The sequence below is a fragment of the Laedolimicola intestinihominis genome (genome assembly GCF_040096155.1).
In the GTDB taxonomy this organism is placed as follows: Bacteria; Bacillota; Clostridia; order Lachnospirales; family Lachnospiraceae; genus Laedolimicola; species Laedolimicola intestinihominis.
The window spans coordinates 178870-200577 of the sequence record NZ_JBBMFE010000001.1; the positions used below are offsets into that span (position 1 = coordinate 178870).

The following is a 21708-nucleotide window of genomic DNA, read 5'->3' on the forward strand; positions in this document are numbered from 1 at the left end:
GCGCAATCATCACTGCCAGATGATTGCGCGGCTGCCCTTTTATTTACTGGAAATCAGTTATAGGAAAATCATTTACTGTATCGGCTCAAAGTCTACAGCTCCGTGCTTGCACAGCGGGCAGATGATATCCTCGGGGAGCTCGTCGCCCTCGTAGATGTAGCCGCAAATCTTGCAGACAAAGCCTTTCTTGCCTTCGGTCTGGGGCTTCGGCTTGACGTTCTGCTGATAGTAGTTGTAGGACATGGTCTCCCGGTCGCTGATGACGCGGGCTTCGGTCACGCTGCAGATGAACATGCCGTGGGTGCCCAGGTCCACATACTGCTCTACCTTCAGAGACATAAATGCGTTGATATACTGATCCAGAAATACGAGTCCATTTCCGGAACGGTTGATTTTCACGCCTGCAAATTTGTCCACGGTTCTTCCGGACTGGAAGCCAAACTGCTGGAATACGGAGAAGGGCGCGTCCACGGACAGGCAGTTTACGTTCAGGACGCCGGTCTGCTGAATGACATGGTGGGAATAGTTGGCCTTATTGATATTCACAGCCACGCGGAAGGGGTTGTCAGTCAACTGGGTCACGGTATTGACGATGAGGCCGTTATCCTTCTTGCCGTCGTTGGAGGTGACCACATAGAGGCCGTAGCCGATGCGGAAGAGGGCGGACATATCGTTCTTATTGGCCAGGGAGTTATCCTTGGCAATGTATTCCTTGCAGAGCTCGTCGGTCATGGCCTCGATCTGTTTGCGGTTTTCAGACTTGACCGCGGACCAGATATGGACGGAGTTCTTGAGCCAGTTGATTTTCTTGCATTTGCCCAGCATTTCCTTCATGATTTTGGCAGCCAGCGGCGCCCAGGTACCATTTTCGATGAGACCTACGGTACGGTTCTGGAAATTGTGCTCCACCAGGCGTGTAATATAATCGTGCATGAACGGATAGATGCTGGCGTTATAGGTGGTGGTGGCCAGGATCAGCTTGGAGTAGCGGAAAGCGTCGCTGAGGGCCCGGGACATGTCGTCTCTGGCCAGATCGTAGACCACGACCTTCGGGCAGCCCTTGCTGCGAAGCTCATCAGCGAGCAGAGAAACGGCTGCTTTCGTATGGCCGTATATGGAAGTGTAAGCGATGACGATGCCGTCTTCCTCCGGGGTGTAGGAGGACCAGGTGTCGTAGAGGCCGATGTAATGTCCCAGATTTTCATTCAGAACCGGGCCATGTAAGGGACAGATGGTCTGGATATCCAGAGTGGCTGCCACCTTCAGAAGGTTCTGCACCTGTACACCGTATTTGCCGACGATGCCGATGAAGTATCTTCTGGCCTCATCGTCCCAGGGCTCATCCACGTCCAGAGCGCCGAATTTGCCGAAGCCGTCGGCGGAGAAGAGAACTTTTTCGGTGCTGTCATAGGTCACCATAACCTCCGGCCAGTGTACCATGGGCGCGAACACGAAGGTCAGCTGATGATAGCCCAGGGACAGGGTGCCGCCATTGCCCATCTCGATTTTCTGTCCCTCTAGCTTCAGCTCGAAGAAGTTGTCGATCATGTTAAATGCTTTCGCGGTAGCCACCACGGTGGTGTCGGGATAGGCCTTCAGAAAATTGGCAATATTGGCTGCGTGGTCCGGCTCCATGTGCTGGACGATCAGATAATCCGGCTTCCGGTTCTCCAGTACCTGCTGGATATTGTCGAGCCACTGATGGGTGAAATTAGCGTCCACGGTGTCCATCACCGCGATTTTCTCGTCCAGAATCACGTAAGAATTATAGGACATGCCGTTTGGCACCTTGTACTGGCCTTCGAAAAGATCCACCTGGTGGTCGTTTACGCCTACATATTTGATGGTATCGGTCACTTTCATAGTTCGTTCCTCCTGTTTTCCGGTAGATGTGTTTCTGTTCTTTGCTTGTTAAAATAATAACAGAACCTGGAAAATAAATCTGTTGCAAAAGTCACATAAAGTGAATTTGGTAAGAAAAAATATGATATAATGTGTGGAAAGAAATATATCTGTAGGAGTGATGAACGACCAAGGCAATCCTGAAGGCTACGAGACACTCCCAGATGTCATACAAAGTGAAACAAGTGTATCCAAAGGGCATAGATAGAAGGAGAGGACAGTATGTCACAAGTTACATTATTTACAGATATTTTACCCGAAGAGCAGGAAAGAATGCGCGTCTGTTTCCAGGCCAGGGAGGTAAGCTTCCATAACCACGAAATCATATTTGCATATTCCAACACCATGAATAAAATTGGCTTGATTCTTTCCGGCCGGGCTGTCCTGTATTACTGCGATGAAGAGGGAAATCAGTATATGATTGATGAACTGAAAAAGGACGCAGTGTTCGGCGAGCCCTTTCTGCTTCCTGTAGATTCCCGGAATTATTACGTGCAGGCTGAGGAAGAGACGCGGGTCATGTTCATCGACTACGCCCATGTGATCAAGCGCTGTGAAAACGCCTGCTGGCACCACAGCCAGCTGGTCAGCAACCTGCTCCAGATGATTGCCCTGCAGTCCAGGCAGCAGGTGCAGCGGATCTACGTCCTCTCCAGAACCACTACTCGGAAGAAGCTTCTGGCCTATCTGGAAAGTCTTTCTGAGGAGCTGCACAGCCGGAAGATCCGGATTCCCATGTCCTATACGGAGCTGGCCCAGTATCTCAGCGTGGACCGAAGCGCCATGACGAGAGAAATGAAGAGCCTGGAGAATGAGGGAATACTGGAAAAAGATGGGCGGACGGTCTGTCTGAAATGGTAAAAAGAATGGAAACCATACCCAAAATGTAAAATTTGTGTTATAATATAGTATTAAATGACGTCTGGAGGGGGAAGGTAGAAAGTGTCCTTAAAAGTAAGGGAAATATTGGAGCTGGCTGAGATGAAGGGATGCTCACTGGCAGCCGGAAAGGGCGGGCTTGACCGTGTAGTCCGTTTTGTTGACTGTATGGAAATACCGGATATGAAAGCGTGGATGCGACCGAATGTCTTCTATATTACGACCGGATATACCTATAGCAATTCAGAGGAAGAAATTATCCAGTTAATCCGAGATTTGTACGACGCCAAGGCGGCAGCCCTGGCGACAAAATATAAATACATCGGCTGTTCCCTGGAAGCAGCCATTAAGGTGGCGGATGAATTGCAGTTTCCGCTGATTCTGTGGCCGGAGGATTTACCTTTTATAGAGATGAATTATCTTGTAATGGAGGCGCTTATCAAGTCCCAGAATAGTCTGATGGATTCCATGCAGTCCAGGATTAAACGATATAATCAGCGGGAAATGGATCAGCGGTTATTTGTGGATCTTCTGACCGGCAATATTGCCCACGACGAAGAAGAAAATTACAGGATCAAGGAACAGAGGTGGCCCGTGCCGCCTTATCAGATTATTTATATCGAAGTTGATCGGATCAAGCAGAAGCTGCATGAGCTTCGGGAGGAGGAAGCCCAGGAGCGGATTGAAAGGATAGAAAATCTGATAAGGGAGGCCTTTACCGGAGAGCAGGTGGTTGTCCTGTCAAACAACGGCACCTTTCAATGTATCCTGAAGCGGACCGGGGATAAGGAGATCGGGGCTGATTATTTTGAAGCCATACAGAGGGAGATTTGTGAAAAAACAGGATATATGGCGACCATAGGCGTGTCGAGGACGGAGGATACTTATAAAAGATTCGGACAGGCCTATCAGGACGCAAGGGACGCGGTGGAAATCGCCGTATGTCAGAACCTGGAGTCCAGGGTGCTCTGTATCGAAGACGCCGGTTTCTGGAAAATTTTGAAAAAAATCAGCAAGCAGGATATGTGTCGGGAATTTGTGGAAGAAAAGCTGAATGCGTTTATTGAATACGATCAGGAGAATGAGAGAGAGCTTCTGGAGACGCTGGAGGCTCTGGTCAACAATCTGGGAGCCAGGAATGTGACGGCAAACGCGCTGCATTTACATCGGAATACGCTGATATACCGGATTAAGAAGATTGAAAATCAGACAGGCTATGACTTGTCTGATCCAAACAGCATCCTGGAGCTTGCGTTTGCGCTCCGGATTATGAAATTTATGAAATAAAGGGCAGATGAAAAAACTCCGTCGAAATGTATAGATTATCATTTGCAAGTGAGAATCGTTGTGCATGGTGCATAAAAAACAGGGGTTTTATGGTGCGCAGGGAGCGTCGACATGAAAAGGAGGCAGTGCTATACTAAAAATAGCAAGAGCTGAATGATCTTTCGGAAACCTGGATCCCACAGTACTGGAGGTTTCGGAAGATTATTTTACTGAAACGGAGGAAAAAGATGTGAAACAGAGAACGGGTACTGTAAATTGTATGATTGTAACGCTTATCCTTTGCATTATTGCGGAGCTGATTGGACCGTTGCAATTCAAGGTGATGGGAGTCGATGTAAAGATCCTGACCATGATTTGGGTTATCATTATGGGAATTTTATTATCCCCCTCACTTCTGGGAAAAGTAATCCCGCCGCTCAAGAAAGTTATCGGCCACGCTGAGATTAGCCGTGCACCCTACTTACTGTCCCTGACCTTATACCCCCTGGGTATCATGTTCGGTATCAGTGCAGGACCGAAGGTCGGAATCGTGCTTCAGGCAGGTCCGGCTCTGCTGCTGCAGGAGTTGGGTAACCTGGCAACTATGCTGATTGCGCTGCCCTTAGGTCTGCTGATTGGACTGGGAAGAAGTGCGGTTGGTGGAACCTTCTCCCTGTGTCGTGATACCGCGCTGGGAATTATCGGAGATAAGTACGGTCTGGAGTCCAGAGAAGGTATGGGAACTCTGGGAACCTACATCAGCGGAAGTGTATTCGGAACCTTATTCTACTCTTTCCTGGCACCCGTCGGCCTGCTTCTGGGATTTCACCCCTTCGCACTGGCTATGGCGTCCGGAATGGGAAGTGCGTCCATGATGAACGCAGCTACCGCAGCTCTTACCAGTGCTGCCCCGGCTATGTACTCTGAGCAGATTCTCGCATATTCAGCAACCAGTGGACTTCTGACTGCTGTAACAGGTGTGTATGTTGAGATGTTCGTGGCATTACCGCTGGCTAACTGGTATTATAAGCGCATAAATCCGGGTATCGAGCGCTTTAGACAGAGAGTATTTAAGAAAGCACCGGAGGGAGAGGTATAAAATGGAAGCTGCAAAGGAAAAATCACTGCTTGAAACTATTTTAGAGCAGATTAAAATTATTGTTGTTATTTATGGAATCGTCATTGTGATTCATATGGTTTCTATGGGAAGTCCGCTTCCGGGTCTGCTGAAGTCAACTGTAGTAAGCTTTATCATGGTTGCAATCGCAATCGTTCTGAAGAACGTGGTAAAGAAACCGAATCTTCCGGGATTTGCGTGGGCTACCCTGGTAGCATTTTTTTTAACACTGCCGATCTCCCCGCTTTCCGATACGATCGTTGAGCTGATGAGCGCATACAGCTTCGGTCTGGTGGGAATTCCGCTGCTGAGCTTCGCAGGAATCGCGGTAGGAGAGCAGCTGGAAGTATTCAAGAAGCTGAGCTGGAAGATTGTAATTATTTCCTTCGTAGTTATGGCGTCTACCTATTTTGGTTCCGCAGCAATTTCCAATATTATTCTGGCTGCAAAGGGACTGATTTAATATAACATTTTATGAAATTTTGAACAGTAACAGGAAATCCTGTGGGGATTTCCTGTTATCATAAAATTTAAATGAAATGGAGAGAAGCATATGGAAACATTAGAGACATTAAAACAGGAAATCAGTACACTTGCAGATGCAAGACAGGGAGAGTTTGAGAAGGTAAGCAGCTATATTTTTGAGAACCCGGAGCTGGCGTTCAAGGAATACAAGGCTCAGGAGGCACTCTGTAAGCTTCTGGAAAGCAATGGATTTGAAGTAAAACGTGGAATTTCTGAACTGCCCACCTCTTTCGAGGCAGTATATGATACCGGAAAGCCGGGCAAGACCGTAGCCCTGATGGGAGAGTATGACTGTCTTCCGGAAATCGGACATGGCTGTGGCCATAACATCATCGGAACCTCTGCGGCAGGAGCCGGCATCGTATTAAAAGAGGTTATGGAAAAACATGGTATTGGCGGCGTGTTAAAGGTATTAGGTACACCGGCTGAGGAAAAGGGAAGCGGAAAAGCTATCATGGTTCGTCACGGCGTATTTAAGGGAATCGACACAGCGCTTCTGATGCATCCGACCGAGGCGTCCATGCCGGATGATATTTCCTTCGCAGCAGTTACTCTGGAGTTCACCTTCAAGGGAAGACCTGCACATGCAGCAGCATTCCCGTGGAAGGCAGCAAATGCTCTGAGCGGCGTACAGCTGATGTTCCACGCAGTTGATATGATGAGACTGCATTTCAAGGATTACAGCCGTGTACATGGAATCATCACCGAGGGTGGTACCGCGCACAATACCGTAACTGCAGAGGCAAAGGCTGTATTTAACATCCGTGCTCTGGAGTATGAGTACATGATGGAGCTGGTTGACATCATTAAGGACTGCGCAAAGGGTGCGGCAATCGCTACCAGAACAGAGGTTGAAGTACAGCAGTTAGATGAGGTTATCAAGGATATCCGCAACGATAAGAGAATGGTTGACTATGTACGTAAGAACATGGAGTTCATCGGCGAGGATTACATCGAGCGTGATCTGACCCAGGGTATCGGTTCTACAGACGTAGGAAACGTATCTCATGAGATTCCGACCATTCAGTTCTATGTAAGACTGAAAGAGAATGTGGGAACGCATACCAAGGAATTTGCTGAGGCAGCAGGCGGAGAAGAAGGAAAGCGTACCTTACATCAGGCTGTAAAGCTGTTGGCAATGAGTGCGTTAGACGTATTTAACGAGTATAACGAATAATCCAATCCAATAAAAAAGCAGCGCGTCCTGTGAAATGGGTGCGCTGCTTTTTTGAAATCTTAAAACCGATGGCTCAGGAAAAAATATCCTGCCGCCTGCAAAACCAGGATAGCCGGCATTCCGATTACAAAATACCAGTGCTTCGTTTTGTGACGGAAGAGCTGCATACCGGCGATGGCGCCGACGCTGCCGCCCAAAAGAGCAGAGAGAAACAGGGTTTTCTCAGGAATCCGCCATTTGTGACGGCGGGCTTTTTCCTTGTCGATGCCCATCAGGGCGAAGGCAAAGAGGTTGATAAGGAGCAGGTAAAGGATAACAGGTGTGGATAATTGCATAAGAGCCTCCTGAAAAGTACATTTTGATGAATTTAGAATACGGGATTTCCAGAGTTTCGTCAAGTCATGGACGGAAGACAACACAGCCTGAAGGAAGAGAAAGTAGATACAATTATAAAGAATCTGTAAAGAATCCTCCATTTCCGCTGGTTCCGGTTGACAAGAACAAAAGGGTTTCATATAATATTATCATTAAGCACTCGTGCATATTTTAGAAGTGTATACAAAAAAGGAGAATTATATTTTATTATGGGTACATACCTTACCATTATGGTAGTCTGTCTGATACTGTCGAGCTTTTTTTCCGCTACGGAGACGGCCTTCTCGGCCATGAACACCACGAAGCTGAAGACGCTGGCAGAGAAGGGCAATAAGAACGCGGCGCTGGTCTGCAAGCTGGACGAGCAGTATAGCAGATTGATTTCCACAATTCTGATAGGCAATAACATTGTAAATATTGCCATGGCCTCTGTGGGAACCGTGCTGTTCACCCTGAAGTTCGGCGATATGGGCGCGACGCTTTCTACCATTGTGGTGACCATTGTAGTACTGATTTTCGGCGAGATATCCCCGAAGAGTATCGCCAATAACTGTCCGGAGCAGCTGGCCATGTTATCGGCACCTGTCGTGCAGTTCCTGATTTGGATTTTCCTGCCGCTGAACATTCTGTTTGTGGGCTGGCAGAAGCTGCTGACGAAGATTTTTCATCTGGAGCCCAGCGCCAAGATGTCCCAGGAGGAGCTGCTGACCCTGGTAAATGAGGTACAGGAGGACGGAACCATCGATGAGGACGAGGGCGGACTTCTGAGAAATGCCATTGAGTTTTCCGATCAGGAGGCCCGGGATATTCTGATTCACCGGACGGATCTGGCGGCTCTGCCGATCACAGCCACCAAGGACGAAATTGCGGAGATGTTCACCGAGACCAAGTTCTCCCGTCTGCTGATTTACCGGGATACCATCGACGATATTCTGGGAACCATCCACCGGAAGGATTTCTATGTGGGGCGTGGAATTACGGAAAAGGAAGTGAAGGATATCATTTCCCCGGCTATCTATGTTCTGGAGAGCGAGCCTATCCGGATGATTCTGAAGAAGCAGCAGAAGGCCAAGACCCATGTGGCGGTGGTCGTGGACGAATACGGCGGAACCTGTGGCATTGTCACCATGGAGGATATCCTGGAGGAGCTGGTAGGCGAGATCTGGGACGAGCATGAGGAGGCGGAGGTGCTGCTGCGCCGGATTGCGCCGGATACCTATCTGGTCGACGCTTCCATGGATTTTGAGGAATTCGCGGAGTATTTTAAGCTGAATGACGAGTCTGAGATGGTATCTGTCAGCGGCTGGGTTATGGAGCAGTTTGGCCGGGTACCGGAGCAGGGTGACCAGCTGACTTACAAGGGGCTGGAAATCGAGGTAACCAAGGTGGATAATCATCATGTGGACGAGATTCGAGTGAAACAGACAGTAGTGGAAGACGAAGAGACTTCCGAGGAGAAATAAAATAAGTACGGGGAAGGAAAATGTTCACAGCCACGCTGCGAACAAAGTGAGTAAATATGTCTAACTGCACAATATGTCCCCGCGACTGCCGCGCCGATCGTGAAAACGGTCGGCGCGGTTTTTGCGGCGTGACCGGAAAAACCATCAAATGCGCCCGGGCGGCGCTGCATATGTGGGAGGAGCCCTGCATCTCCGGCGACGCCGGATCTGGCGCGGTCTTCTTCAGCGGCTGCCCTTTGCGCTGTGTCTACTGCCAGAACCGGGATATCGCCGGGGCAGAGCGGGGAATCGACATCACCGAAGAGCGGCTGGCCGAGATTTTCCTGGAGCTTGCGGGCAAGGGCGCGGCCAATATCAATCTGGTGACGCCCACCCATTACACGCCGCAGATCATCCGCGCGGTGGAAATGGCACGAAAGAGCGGCCTGACGATCCCACTTGTATACAATTGCAGCGGTTATGAGAAGGTTGATACCCTGAAGCTGTTGGAGGGCGTGGTAGATATCTATCTGACGGATTTCAAATATATGGATGTGGAGGCGGCGGAGCGCTACTCCCATGCGCCCGATTACCCGGAGGTGGCGAAGGCGGCTCTTCAGGAAATGGTGCGCCAGATCGGAGAACCGGTATTCGACGAAGCTGGCATGATGAAAAAGGGAGTCATCGTTCGTCACCTTCTTTTGCCGAATCATTTGAAAAACGCGAAAGGGGTAGTACAATATGTCTACGAGGCCTATGGGGATACAGTGTACTTAAGCCTGATGAACCAGTATACTCCCTTGCCCGGTCTGGAGCGATGGCCGGAAATCAACCGCCGCGTGACGAAGCGGGAATACGGGCGGCTGCTCGATTACACCCTGTCCCTGGGCGTGGAAAATGCCTTCATCCAGGAGGGGGAAACTGCGAAGGAAAGCTTCATTCCAGCTTTCGATTGCGAGGGCGTCCTGCCGGAGAAGCCCGTATAAAATGTAACAAAAGAATCCGGCAGAATGTGATTTTTAACAAAAGAAATAAACGAAAAGTGACAAAGATTCACTAAAAAGTGTTAATTTGGGCACATAAATGTAACAAAAAGGGAGCGGTTTGCAAATTTTGCTGGCCGTTCCCCTTTTTATGTTTTGAATCGACGATTCGAGTTGGCTTATACGCTCAATCTTTTGTACAATTCGACGGAGGAATTGTTTTTTTTTTTTTTCTTTTATAGAATGTGTATATTGTTATTGATAAAGGATTTTCCGGCATTGGTAACAACGATAAAACCGAGAAGGGAGGGCGAAAAAAGAGTGAGTGGAATGAAAAAAGTGCTGATACTGGGAAGCGTCATACTGGCCATGTGCGGCGTGACATCCTGCGGTTCTGCAAAGCAGGAGACCGGCGAAGAAACGGCTGCCGAAACAGCAGTTTCTGAGACGGAAACAGGGGAGGATAGTGAGAACGGTACCGAAATGGAAGAGATCGGGACAGAGGAAAGCACGCAATCAGGACAGATTATCAGCATTTCTATGGCAGAAATGGAAGAGAAGCTGAACGCAGGGGAGACCTTTCTGGTATCCTTTGTGACAATCGAGTGCCCATACTGTCAGGAATTCCACAGCATGCTTGTGGACTACGTCGAAACCCATGCGGTAACCATGTATCAGGTTATCCTGGACTACGAGGAAACGTCTGAGGAAGAGAACAGAGCGCGGATTGCGGAGCTGTTCCCGGAATTCAATACGGTTCCCGGAGTCTTCTATGTGGTAGACGGCGAGGACGGAAGCTACCTGGACACCTATCATCTGGGCGTCGGCGAGACGGCTTTTGACGATTGGGTTCAGGAAAATGAAATCGAAGCAAAGTAAACAAAAAATTTATGAGGGAAATTATGATTAAGAAGAAAAAAATGAGCAGCAAGTTCTTATCTATCGTACTTGCAGCAGCAATGGTGGCAGGCATCGCGCCCCAGTTTCCCGCATCGACTGTAGAAGCAGCCTTTAACGGCCCGTTGTCTTCTGTAAAGTCAGCGAGAGCAAACGACAATGTGGTAGAAGTAAGCTTCAACAATGGTGATGTAAAGGGAAAAATCACGTTTCTCGAGGACGGGATCTTCCGTTACAATGTAGATCCGAGCGGAAAGTTCTCAGAATATGCGACCGTAAACAACGCAGCAGACACAGCGAAGATTCCACAGTATCCGGATTCTTCCGATAAGTACAGCCACCCGAAGGCGAAAGTATCCGATGAGAATGGAAATATTGTAATCGCAGCTGGTAAGACAAAGATTACATTTGATAAAGATACCGCAAAAATGACCGTAGCTTACAACGACAATGTTGTAATGCAGGAGAGCGCACCGCTTTCTCTCGGAACCAAGACCACACAGAGCCTGGTTAAGAACAGCGGCGAGAACTTCTACGGCGGCGGTACACAGAACGGCCGTTTCGTACATACAGGCGAGACCATCCATATCGCAAATGAGAGTAACTGGGTAGACGGCGGCGTCGCTTCTCCGAACCCGTTCTACTACTCCAGTAACGGTTACGGCGTACTGCGTAATACCTTTCTGGCTGGTTCCTACGACTTCGGAAATAACTCTGCAGATACCGTAGCAACCGCTCACAACGAGAATGAGTACGACGCATACATCTTCCTGTCCGACGGCGCAAACGCAGCTGAGAGAGTACAGGATCTTCTGGGCGAGTACTACCATGTAACCGGTGCTCCGGTTCTCCTTCCGGAGTACGCGTTCTATGAGGGACATTTAAACTGCTACAACCGTGACTCCTGGTCCGACAATAGCGGAAGCAAGAAATGGGAGATCAAGGGAAGCGCGTCCGCAACCACTGCAGACGAGGTGCCGATTGCATCTTCCTATTATGAGTCCGGTATGAGCACAGGCTATGTGCTGAAGGACGGTATGAGCTCCGAGACGCTGAACGGAACCAAGCCGACTACTGCGCTGGACAAGTATCCGTCCGTGAATACCGATTCCAAGTATTCCGCAAGAGCTGTCATCGATCAGTACGACAAATATGACATGCCCATCGGCTACTTCCTTCCCAACGACGGATATGGCTGCGGCTATGGTCAGAACGGCTACTATCAGACCGGCGGCGTAAACGCGGACGGCAGCAGCAGTGCAGAGCGTACTGCAGCAGTAGACGCCAATGTAAACAATCTGAAAGAGTTCACCGAGTATGCACAGAGCAAGGGTCTGCAGACCGGCCTCTGGACACAGAGTAATCTGACTCCGGATTCCAAGAACGACACCTCCTGGCACCTGCTTCGTGATTTCGAGAAAGAGGTAAAAGTTGGCGGAATCACTACCCTGAAGACTGATGTTGCATGGGTAGGCTACGGCTACAACTTCGCTCTGAACGGTACCAAGACTGCTTACGATATCGTAACCACAGGCGTAAGCAAGCGTCCGAACATTATCACCCTGGACGGCTGGGCTTCCACACAGCGTTTCGGCGCTATCTGGACCGGCGACCAGTACGGCGGAAACTGGGAGTACATCCGCTTCCACGTACCGACCTACATCGGACAGTCCTTAAGCGGTAACCCGAATATCGGTAGTGATATGGACGGTATCTTCGGCGGAGACAAGATTGTATCCACCCGTGATACCCAGTGGAAGGTATTCACGCCGCTGATGCTGAACATGGACGGCTGGGGAAGCTACGCGAAGACTCCTCAGACCTTCGGCGATCCGTACACCGGTATCAACAGAATGTACCTGAAGCTGAAAGCGCAGCTGATGCCGTACATCTACACCAGCGCGGCAGCTGCGGCAAATCTGGAGACAGGCAACGGCGACACCGGACTTCCGATGATCCGTGCTATGTTCCTGGAGTATCCGGGTGACGCTTACGCAAGCACCAAGGATATGCAGTATCAGTACATGTTCGGTTCCAACGTGTTGGTAGCTCCGATTTACCAGAACACATCCAGCGACACACAGGGAAATGATGTGAGAAACGGCATCTACCTTCCGGACGCAGATCAGATCTGGATCGACTACTTCACCGGCGAGCAGTACTACGGCGGACAGACCCTGAACAACTTCGACGCTCCCATCTGGAAGCTTCCGATCTTTGTAAAGAATGGTTCCATCATCCCCATGTGGGAGGAGAACAACAGCCCGTCCAAGATCAACAAGGCAAACCGCAGCGTAGAGTTCTGGCCGGCAGGATCCACCGAGTACACCATGTATGAGGATGACGGAATCACCGCAGAGAACAAGACCACCGAGGTGGATGGTTACGGAACTGTAGCTGACGTATCCTATGGCGAACATGTATCTCAGAAGTTTACTTCCAAGGTAGAAGGCGACGTGGCAACCCTGACTGCTGAGAAGGCAAGCGGAAGCTATGCAGGGTATGATAAAAATAAGAACACTACCTTCGTAGTCAATGTTTCCAAAGAGCCGACTGCTATCACAGCACAGAACGGTTCCACAGAGCTGACTAAGGTAGCGATGAACAGCAAGGATGATGTTCTGAACGCGGATGTGGCAGCAGGCACCTTCGCTTATTACTATGACGAGTCCCCGGCTATCGAGTACTACGGCGTAGAGGCAGAGGATGAGTTCGCTGACATGATGAAGGATCAGAAGTCCACACCGAAGCTGTATGTGAAGTTCGCCAACACCGATTCTCAGGCAAATGCACAGACCCTGGTTCTGGATGGCTTTGAGAACAACGGCGACATGAGCAAGAATCAGCTGAACCCGAATCTGGCTGCTCCGGCTAACCTGATTGATGACGTGACCAGAAAGACCCCGACCAGCAACACCCTGACCTGGGATGCTGTAAAGGACGCAACCAGCTATGAGCTTCTGGTAGACGGCATCATCAATACCGCAGGCGACGCAACCGAGTTCGCGCACACCGATCTGAAGTACAACTCTACACATACTTATAAGGTACGCGCAAGAAATAAGGACGGCTACTCTGAATGGTCTGAGGAAGTAACCGCCACCACTTCTCTGGATCCCTGGAGAAACGTACCGACGCCGGAAAAAATCACCTGGACAGGCGGAGATGCCTGGGGCAAGCTGGCTAACCTGACCGACCATGATATCAGCGATGCAGCAGGCATGTTCCACTCCACCGGCGACGTTGTAACAGACGCCATCCCGATGATCTTCGATTACGGTCAGGCCTACGCGCTGGATAAGCTGGAGTATTATGCAAGACATGACAACTACGGCAACGGCGCAGTACAGCAGATGAACGTAGAGACCAGCTTGGATGGTGTGAACTGGACCACCCAGTGGATCGGTTCTGAACACCCGGATTGGACCTATAATGCAAAGGCAAGCATTGCAAATAACATGAAAGAGATCCCGCTGACAGGCGCGGCTCGTTATGTAAAGATTGTTATCACAAAGTCCAAGGGCAACTTCTTCTCCGGCGACGAGCTGGCCATCTATAAGAAGGACGGCACCAACGGCTTTGCAGTAGGAAGTACCAATAACCTGGGAACCGTCGCAGACGGCGACTACACCAACATGAAGAACTACCTCGGCTTCTCCAAGAAGGACGGAGAGACCTTCGTGAAGCAGATCGAGGAGAGATTCGGCGATATCAACGGCAACGGCTACTATGACGTATGGGATTACGCGTTCACCATGTTCAACCTGGATGGCGGTACCCAGAAGAGCGGCAAGGTATCCGGCAACATCGTTCTGCTGCCCAGCGCGACAGACGTGAAGGCTGACGAGACCTTTACCGTAGATGTATACGCAGACAATGTAAAGAATCTGAACGCATTTGGAGAGGTTCTGGCTTACAATCCGGCACTGCTTCAGTATGTGGACACCACTGCAGACTTCGACATCTCCCAGATGGAGAACCTGACAGTAAACAAGGTATATGAGGACGGAACAGCTTATGTGAACCTGGCATTCGCCAACAGAGGAAACCAGGCAACCTACAGCGGAACCGGCGTCATTGCCACCATCACCATGAAGGCGAAGAAGGACTTTACGCTGGACGCAAATGCAATGGATCTGAGTCAGGTAATGCTGATTGGACCGGAGTTTGATCTGATTAACTGCGAGAGCTCCTCTGCACCGGAGCTGCCGGATATCATCACAGGCGGCGAGAAGACCTACACCTACGGTGAGGACTTCGACATGACCATGACCAACAAGATCCTGACAGAGGATGATGGAAAGAACGTAGAGAAGTTCATCGAGAGCAAAACCTATGGCGGACTGTTCAACGGCACTCAGGGCCGGGAGTTCGAGCTGAAATGGTATCCGGACGAGTGGACTACCACAGTGAAGGGTCTGCCGGAGCATGTAAAGGTTCCGGTTACCTTCCATATCGATGTGAAGCAGGATGCAGCAGACGAGGTTGTAGAAGATACAACAGAGGATGTGGCAGACGAAGCAGAAGATGTAGAAGTACAGACAGCAGAGGAAGAGGTAGCTGTTCAGGCTGACAACACCAGGAAGGTGATCTCCGTAACCCTGCAGAATGCCAATAAGGCAAACGGTTATGTAACAAGCGCATCCGCTGAGTTTACTTACAGCGATGGCAACACAAGCAGCGACAGCAAGTCTCTGGACTGGGCAGACGCAGCAGACTACTCTGAGTTTACATTTAACGCAGAGGCAGACAAGACTGTAACCAAGGTAGATGTAACTGTAAATTCCGTAGCAAACGCAAAGGGCGCGTCTGTAGAGAACATGCTGACCCTGTCTACTCTGACAGTAGCGACAGCAGACGGCAGCTTAAGCTACGGCAGCGACTTTACCATGACCATGACCAACGATGTTTTCACATCTGACGACGGAAACAATGTGAAGAAGATGATCCAGCAGGGCAGCTTCTCCGGACTGTTCGGCGGTCAGGGACGTAACTTCGAGTTCATGTATGATATCCCAAGCAACTACATAGACAAAGAAGTAAAATATGTAGAAATGCCGGTAACGCTTCATATGAATATGAAGAAGGCAGATACCGTAAGCACAGTTTCTGTATACAACGCACCGTCTTACGGTAACGGATACATGACAGACGCTACCGCAACCTTCACTTATGAAGATGGCACAACCGCCGATGTGAACCTGAAGGATCAGGGAACCAAGTTTGAGTTCACCAACCCGAAGGAAGACGCAAAGGTAACCAAGGTATCTGTAACTGCAAACCAGGCAAGCGGAACCAACATGCTGACCTTAAGCGAGCTTGAGGTAAAGGCAAAGGTTGCTATGGTTCCGGTAACCAAGATTACTCTGGCTGAGGACAACGTAAAAGAGCTGTATGCAGGAAGCATGGCAGATATCAACGCAACCATCGAGCCGGAGAACGCAACCAACCCGTACTTCGTAGCAACCTCCTCCGACGAGGATGTTGTAAGAATCATCACCCTGGCTGACGAGAACGGTCTGCCGATTTACAAGGCATACGCAGTAGGCGAGGGCAAGGCCACCATTACTCTGACTGCACGTGAGTCCATGCAGGATACCGCTACACAGGCAGAGGGCGAGGATCAGGCAGCGCCGATCACCGCATCCTACGAAATCACCGTACTGGCAGGCGCAGACAAGACCGAACTGGTTGAGCTGATTACCGAGTACAGCAAGACCAACCCGAAGTTCTACACCGAGGAGAGCTTCAAGGCACTGACTGACGCCATCGACGCAGCAAACACTGTAAAGAATAACGCAGAGGCCACCAAGGACGATGTGAAGAAGGCTATCGCGGCCATGAAGAAGGCGGCTGACGCGCTGGAAGAATCTGAGCTGACCGCAGAGGCTATCACCGACAAGAGCGGTATGACCGCAGACGCGCCGTACAGCGAGGAGAACGTACCGAGCGCACTGGTAGACGGCAATGAGACCAACTACTGGGAGTCCCCGTACTACGGAAACAACGTTGGACTGCCGAAGGAGATTACCCTGGCTCTGGGCGACGCATACGACCTGGAGAAGGTAGAAATCGTGAAAAATACCGGCAACGGTAAGGTAACCGATTATGAGGTACTGGTAAGCACCGATGGCGAGAACTTCACATCCGTAGGAAGAAAGACCATTGATGAGAATGAGATGAGATCCGGCATCCGTATGGAGCAGGCAAACATCACGCACGTAAAGGTTATCATCCACGGAGCAAAGACCGGCGGCAGGGATGTAGCTTATGCACGTCTGTCCGAGATCAACTTCTATGGTAAGAAGGTAGCAGAGCCGGCTGACAAGAAAGCTCTGACCGAGACCGTAGACAAGTACAAGGATCTGAAGCAGGAGAACTACACCGACGAGACCTGGAAGACATTTGCAGAGGCTTTGAAGACAGCACAGAATGTACTGGCAGACGAGAAGGCGACACAGGAGACTGTAGACGCAGCTGTAAAGACACTGAACGACGCATACAAGGGTCTGGTGAAGAAAGAATTACCGAATCCGGATCAGCCGGTTGTGAAGGATGCACTGAAGGCAGCAGTTGACAAGAATGCAGACAAGAAGCAGGGCGACTACACAGCAGACAGCTGGGCGAAGTTCTCCGCAGCTCTTGCACATGCACAGGCTGTACTGAACGACCCGAACGCAACCGCAGATCAGGTAAGCGCAGCACTGAAGGGTCTGGAAGAGGCAGCCGCAGCACTGACCACAGGTCAGTCCCCGGCAGCAAAGGATGAACTGCAGGCTGTATATAACGGCAATAAGGACAGAGAGAAGAAGGACTACACAGCAGACAGCTGGAAGGCATTCTCTACTGCTCTGAGCAATGCTGAGAAGATTCTGAAGAACCCGAACGCTACTTCTCAGGAAATCAGCGATGCGCTGAACGCTCTGAAGACTGCAGTAGCAGATCTGAAGACTGTGGCCGAGAAGAAGGATGAGGACAATAAGAAACAGAACTCCTCCGGAAGCTCCGGCAGCTCCAAGTCCAACACCACGAGCACCACTTCTGCACAGACCGGTGATACTGCACAGCCGCTGCTGTACGTGGTACTGATTGCAGCCGCAGCAGCTGTACTGGCGCTGATTCGCAGAAAAAGAATGAAATAAAAAGCAACAATCTAAAGTAACAAGTTAAGTTTTTCCACCTTATTCAGGAAGACCGGCTTTCGTGCCTCTGGCACGGAGGCCGGTCTTCCCTATTCCAGGTTGTTCCCATCAGGCCACAGTGTTGCCGTCTTTGTGAAATTACAGCTTGAAAATTTCTGGAAAATGTGGTATCTTATTAAACATATGTTATCATACGTAAGTATTGACGCGTCAATACTTTAAGAGTGTAAAGCGAAAAAGCGAGGAAAACATGAGTCAGGCAGAGACGATATTAGAAATCAAAGATTTATGCGTGGAATTCCAGACTGTTGAGGGTACCGTACATGCGGTCGACCATCTGAATTATACCTTACATAAAGGCGAAAAACTGGGCATCGTAGGGGAGAGCGGAAGCGGCAAGAGCGTATCCTCTCTCGGTATGATGCAGCTGATCCCGAACCCGCCCGGACGGATTACCGGAGGAGAGATTCTTTATCATGGAAAGGATCTGGTGAAAGCATCGGAGAAAGAAATGCAGAAGATCCGTGGAAATGAGATTTCCATGATTTTCCAGGAACCTATGACTTCCTTAAATCCGATTATCAAATGCGGAAAGCAGATCGCGGAATCCCTGCGGCTTCACCGTGGCATGAAGAAAAAAGAGGCCATGGAAGAGGCAGTGCGGATGATGCGGGCGGTGGGCATTGCGAACCCGGAGGTCCGGGCCCATGAATATCCCCATCAGATGTCCGGCGGTATGCGTCAGCGTGTCATGATTGCCATGGCTCTGGCCTGTCAGCCTCAGATTTTGATTGCGGATGAGCCTACGACAGCACTGGATGTGACCATTCAGGCCCAGATTCTCGACCTGATCCGGGAGCTGAACGAGAGCATGGGAACCTCCGTCGTCTTCATTACCCATGACCTGGGCGTAGTCAGCGAGCTGTGCGATACGGTGATTGTCATGTATACCGGCCACATCGTAGAGCAGGCGCCGGTGAAGGAGCTCTTTGAAAGTCCGAAGCATCCGTATACCAAGGGACTTCTGAACGCCATCCCGAAGATTACCAGAGAACGGGATCCCCTGGAGACCATCGAGGGCATGGTGCCGAACCCCACCGAGCGTATTGAGGGCTGCAGCTTTTCTCCCAGATGTCCCTATGCCACCGACCAGTGCCGGAAAGCGGGGCCGCCCATGGCGGAGCTATCCGATGGACGCCTGGTGCGCTGCTGGCAGTACGCGAAAGAGAACGAGGAGGCTTAAATCAGGATGGAAAATCAGAATAACGTATTGATGGAAGCCGACCATGTGAAGGTATATTTTAAAGGAAAAGACAAAAAATCAGGTACGGTCAAGGCTGTGGACGATGTGAGCTTTCAGATCATGCGGGGCGAGACCTTCGGCGTGGTAGGCGAGAGTGGCTGTGGCAAGAGTACTCTGGGACGTTCCCTGGTGCGGCTTTTGAAGCCCACGGACGGTCACATTTACCTGGATGGCACGGATATCGCGGGCTTAAAGGGAAAAGAGCTTAAAAATATGCGGAAAAAGGCCCAGATCATTTTCCAGGATCCGTCGGCCTGCCTGAATCCCCGAAGAACCGTAAAGCAGATACTCATGGAGCCTTTTGAAATTCACGGCCTGAAGGGACAGATGGATGTGGATGCCCGCATCGAGGAACTGATGCATCTGGTAGGCCTGGATACCTATCATCTGAGCCGTTACCCCCATGAGCTTTCCGGAGGCCAGAAACAGCGAATCGGAATTGCGAGAGCCCTGGCTCTGGAGCCGGATATTATCATCTGCGACGAGGCGGTGTCCGCTCTGGATGTGTCCGTACAGGCTCAGGTGTTGAATCTGCTACAGGAATTAAAAGAAAAGTTAGGACTGACCTACTTCTTCATTTCCCATAACCTGAATGTGGTCTATCAGGTCAGCGACCGGGTAGGCGTCATGTATCTGGGGAAAATGGTGGAGATCGCGAATTACGATCAGTTATATGAGAAGCGTTATCATCCCTACACGGAGGCTCTACTGTCGGCCATTCCCCAGGTGGGGGAGGGTAGCGTTAAGCGCATCCATCTGGAGGGAGAGGTTCCAAGCCCCTCCAATCCGCCGACAGGCTGCCGGTTCCATACCCGGTGTCCTAAGGCGTGTGACCGGTGTAAGACAGAGGTTCCCGAGCTTCGGGAGGTGGAGGCAGGACACTATGTAGCCTGTCACCTGTATGATGGTCTGGAGAAAAAATAATGGAGACAACGCCCATCCGGGCGTCTCAATAGAGTTTAAAAGGAGGCAATATTATGAAGAAGAAGTTTTTAGCTCTGGCACTGAGCCTGACCATGGTTCTCGGCCTGGCAGCCTGCGGCGGTGGAAGCGACAACGCGTCTTCTGACGGAAGCAGCGCGGCGTCAGGAGATTCCGGCTCCAGTACCGTAGTGGTAGCCATGGGCTCCGGTTTTTCTACCCTGGATCCGGGCTATGTCTATGAGAAATATCCGCCCATGATCGTAAACGCATGCTACGAGACCCTGTTCAAATTCTACAGCAACGACGGCGCTCCCGAACCCTGTCTGGCTGACACCTACGAGTTCTCTGAGGACGGCCTGACCCTGACTGTGACCCTGAAGGACGGCATTACCTTCGCAAGCGGCAACCCCATGACCTCTGCGGATGTGGCCTTCAGCATCAACCGCTGCAAGAACCTGCAGGGCAACCCGGCCTTCATCGCGGATACCATCGACAGCATCGAGACTCCCGATGAGAAGACCATCGTTTTCCATCTGAATCAGCAGGACAGCGCCATCCTTTCCAAGCTGACCTACAGCTCTCTGTCTGTACTGGACAGTGCCGTTGTAAAGGAGAATGGTGGAACTGACGCTGAGGACGCGGCTACCACCGATACCGCACAGTCCTACCTGGATACCACCAGCGCAGGCTCCGGTATGTATGTGATGACCAGCTATACTCCGGACGAGGAAGTGGTTCTGGAGAAGAACCCGAACTACTGGGGCAAGGCAACCAACGTAGATAAATACATCATCAAGATCCAACCGGATTCCAACACCCAGATGATGACTCTGTCCAGCGGTGATATCGATGTGGCCATGAACATGACTGACGATACCATGGAAGAGCTGCAGAGCGCTGACGGTATCGAGATCATCAATGGCGCTACCAAGACCGTAGGCTTTGTGATGATGAACATGAATGAGACCTACAGCGGTCCCATGGCAAATCCGAAGGTACAGCAGGCAGTCCGCAAGGCTCTGGACTACACCGGAATCCAGACCATCTGCGGCGAGGGTACACTGACGCCCTATGACATCATTCAGGTGGGCTTCATGGGAAGCAAGGGTGAGAGAGCGGCGGATTACACCAACGTGGAAGAGGCAAAGGCTCTGCTGGCTGAGGCTGGTTACGCAGACGGCTTCGATGTAGACATGACCGTATGCGATCTGGATATGGAGGGCGTACTCCTGTCTGACCTGGCCCAGAAGGTAAAGGACGATCTGGCACAGATCGGTATCAATGTAAATATCGTAGCGCAGCCCTGGGCAGCAGGCTACGGCGACGCTTACCGTGACGGAACCCTGGGCTTTACTGTAATGTATTGGGGAACCGATTACAACGACCCGAACGTACAGCTGGAGTTCCTGCCGGGCGGAGTGGTAGGACTTCGTGCAGGCTGGACGGCTGATATGAATCAGGAGTTGGCAGACATGTATCAGGAGACCATGGAGGCCACCGACAACGACGCACGTATCGCGGTTCTGGAGAAGATTCAGGACGCCATGTACGAGGACGGTCCGTTCGTTATGATCGCACAGGCACCGGCACATATCGCTTACAACACCAGACTGAGCGGCGTAGGTATCTCCGATCCTTACGCGCTTGATCTGACACTGATTAACATTCAGTAAGCTTCAGAAATACAGAACAGCTCTTGCGGACGGAGGGGATTTCTCTTCCGTCCGAAAGCCGTTTTTCGGAAGCGGCGATTCCGAAGGCAGATATTGTCGTGAA

Annotated in this window: 14 protein-coding genes; 12 read left to right on the plus strand and 2 right to left on the minus strand. The window is 50.6% G+C overall.

Translation table 11 applies throughout. The annotated features are described in order from the left end of the window. Positions 1 to 72: 72 nt before the first annotated feature. Positions 73 to 1863 carry a flavin reductase gene (locus WMO29_RS00720; protein ID WP_349163339.1) on the minus strand — a complete coding sequence of 597 codons (1791 nt, stop codon included), beginning with the start codon at positions 1861 to 1863 and terminating at the stop codon, positions 73 to 75. 261 nt (positions 1864 to 2124) lie between these two features. On the opposite strand from WMO29_RS00720, the gene WMO29_RS00725 reads away from it, so the two are divergent. The 5 genes from WMO29_RS00725 (at position 2125) to WMO29_RS00745 (ending at position 6866) form a co-directional block, all read left to right on the plus strand. Beyond that, a complete protein-coding gene (locus WMO29_RS00725) occupies positions 2125 to 2763 on the plus strand; it encodes a Crp/Fnr family transcriptional regulator (protein WP_349163340.1) in 639 nt (212 codons plus the stop codon). 81 nt (positions 2764 to 2844) lie between these two features. Further along, a complete protein-coding gene (locus WMO29_RS00730; protein WP_349163341.1) occupies positions 2845 to 4068 on the plus strand; it encodes a PucR family transcriptional regulator in 1224 nt (407 codons plus the stop codon). Positions 4069 to 4297: 229 nt separating this feature from the next. After that, positions 4298 to 5146 (plus strand): DUF3100 domain-containing protein, encoded by an 849-nt coding sequence (locus tag WMO29_RS00735; RefSeq protein WP_262670702.1) that lies wholly within the window; start codon positions 4298 to 4300, stop codon positions 5144 to 5146. 1 nt (position 5147) lies between these two features. Continuing rightward, positions 5148 to 5627, plus strand: coding sequence for a hypothetical protein (locus tag WMO29_RS00740; RefSeq protein WP_349163342.1), 480 nt, complete (start codon positions 5148 to 5150; stop codon positions 5625 to 5627). 90 nt (positions 5628 to 5717) lie between these two features. Beyond that, a complete protein-coding gene (locus WMO29_RS00745; RefSeq protein WP_349163343.1) occupies positions 5718 to 6866 on the plus strand; it encodes a M20 family metallopeptidase in 1149 nt (382 codons plus the stop codon). Positions 6867 to 6925: 59 nt separating this feature from the next. Here the strand turns inward: WMO29_RS00745 and WMO29_RS00750 are convergent, their stop codons facing one another. Continuing rightward, positions 6926 to 7201, minus strand: a complete 276-nt coding sequence (locus WMO29_RS00750; protein ID WP_349163344.1) for a DUF1294 domain-containing protein — start codon at positions 7199 to 7201, stop codon at positions 6926 to 6928. A gap of 249 nt (positions 7202 to 7450) precedes the next feature. Here WMO29_RS00750 and WMO29_RS00755 point away from each other — a divergent pair, with 249 nt between their 5' ends. The 7 genes from WMO29_RS00755 to WMO29_RS00785 all read left to right on the plus strand — a co-directional run bounded on the left by WMO29_RS00755 (position 7451) and on the right by WMO29_RS00785 (position 21605). Continuing rightward, complete coding sequence (locus WMO29_RS00755) at positions 7451 to 8704, plus strand: hemolysin family protein (protein ID WP_349163345.1); 1254 nt, start codon at positions 7451 to 7453, stop codon at positions 8702 to 8704. Positions 8705 to 8760: 56 nt separating this feature from the next. Continuing rightward, positions 8761 to 9669, plus strand: a complete 909-nt coding sequence (locus WMO29_RS00760) for a radical SAM protein (RefSeq protein WP_349163346.1) — start codon at positions 8761 to 8763, stop codon at positions 9667 to 9669. A gap of 318 nt (positions 9670 to 9987) precedes the next feature. Then, positions 9988 to 10545, plus strand: a complete 558-nt coding sequence (locus tag WMO29_RS00765) for a thioredoxin domain-containing protein (protein ID WP_349163347.1) — start codon at positions 9988 to 9990, stop codon at positions 10543 to 10545. Between the two features lie 23 nt (positions 10546 to 10568). Continuing rightward, complete coding sequence (locus WMO29_RS00770) at positions 10569 to 17705, plus strand: discoidin domain-containing protein (protein ID WP_349163348.1); 7137 nt, start codon at positions 10569 to 10571, stop codon at positions 17703 to 17705. Between the two features lie 250 nt (positions 17706 to 17955). Continuing rightward, positions 17956 to 18948: an ABC transporter ATP-binding protein gene (locus WMO29_RS00775; RefSeq protein WP_349163349.1), complete on the plus strand. Its 993-nt coding sequence runs from the start codon at positions 17956 to 17958 to the stop codon at positions 18946 to 18948. Between the two features lie 6 nt (positions 18949 to 18954). Then, positions 18955 to 19932, plus strand: a complete 978-nt coding sequence (locus WMO29_RS00780; protein WP_158363116.1) for an ABC transporter ATP-binding protein — start codon at positions 18955 to 18957, stop codon at positions 19930 to 19932. 53 nt (positions 19933 to 19985) lie between these two features. Further along, a complete protein-coding gene (locus tag WMO29_RS00785) occupies positions 19986 to 21605 on the plus strand; it encodes an ABC transporter substrate-binding protein (RefSeq protein WP_349163350.1) in 1620 nt (539 codons plus the stop codon). The last annotated feature ends 103 nt before the right edge of the window (positions 21606 to 21708 follow it).

What these genes read in the sequence shown, in the direction of transcription:
- WMO29_RS00720 (WP_349163339.1), bottom strand. Translation starts at nt 1,863, where the DNA reads ATGAAAGTGACCGATACCATCAAATATGTAGGCGTAAACGACCACCAG.
- WMO29_RS00725 (WP_349163340.1), top strand. Translation starts at nt 2,125, where the DNA reads ATGTCACAAGTTACATTATTTACAGATATTTTACCCGAAGAGCAGGAA.
- WMO29_RS00740 (WP_349163342.1), top strand. Translation starts at nt 5,148, where the DNA reads ATGGAAGCTGCAAAGGAAAAATCACTGCTTGAAACTATTTTAGAGCAG.
- WMO29_RS00745 (WP_349163343.1), top strand. Translation starts at nt 5,718, where the DNA reads ATGGAAACATTAGAGACATTAAAACAGGAAATCAGTACACTTGCAGAT.
- WMO29_RS00750 (WP_349163344.1), bottom strand. Translation starts at nt 7,201, where the DNA reads ATGCAATTATCCACACCTGTTATCCTTTACCTGCTCCTTATCAACCTC.
- WMO29_RS00755 (WP_349163345.1), top strand. Translation starts at nt 7,451, where the DNA reads ATGGGTACATACCTTACCATTATGGTAGTCTGTCTGATACTGTCGAGC.
- WMO29_RS00760 (WP_349163346.1), top strand. Translation starts at nt 8,761, where the DNA reads ATGTCTAACTGCACAATATGTCCCCGCGACTGCCGCGCCGATCGTGAA.
- WMO29_RS00770 (WP_349163348.1), top strand. Translation starts at nt 10,569, where the DNA reads ATGATTAAGAAGAAAAAAATGAGCAGCAAGTTCTTATCTATCGTACTT.
- WMO29_RS00775 (WP_349163349.1), top strand. Translation starts at nt 17,956, where the DNA reads ATGAGTCAGGCAGAGACGATATTAGAAATCAAAGATTTATGCGTGGAA.
- WMO29_RS00780 (WP_158363116.1), top strand. Translation starts at nt 18,955, where the DNA reads ATGGAAAATCAGAATAACGTATTGATGGAAGCCGACCATGTGAAGGTA.
- WMO29_RS00785 (WP_349163350.1), top strand. Translation starts at nt 19,986, where the DNA reads ATGAAGAAGAAGTTTTTAGCTCTGGCACTGAGCCTGACCATGGTTCTC.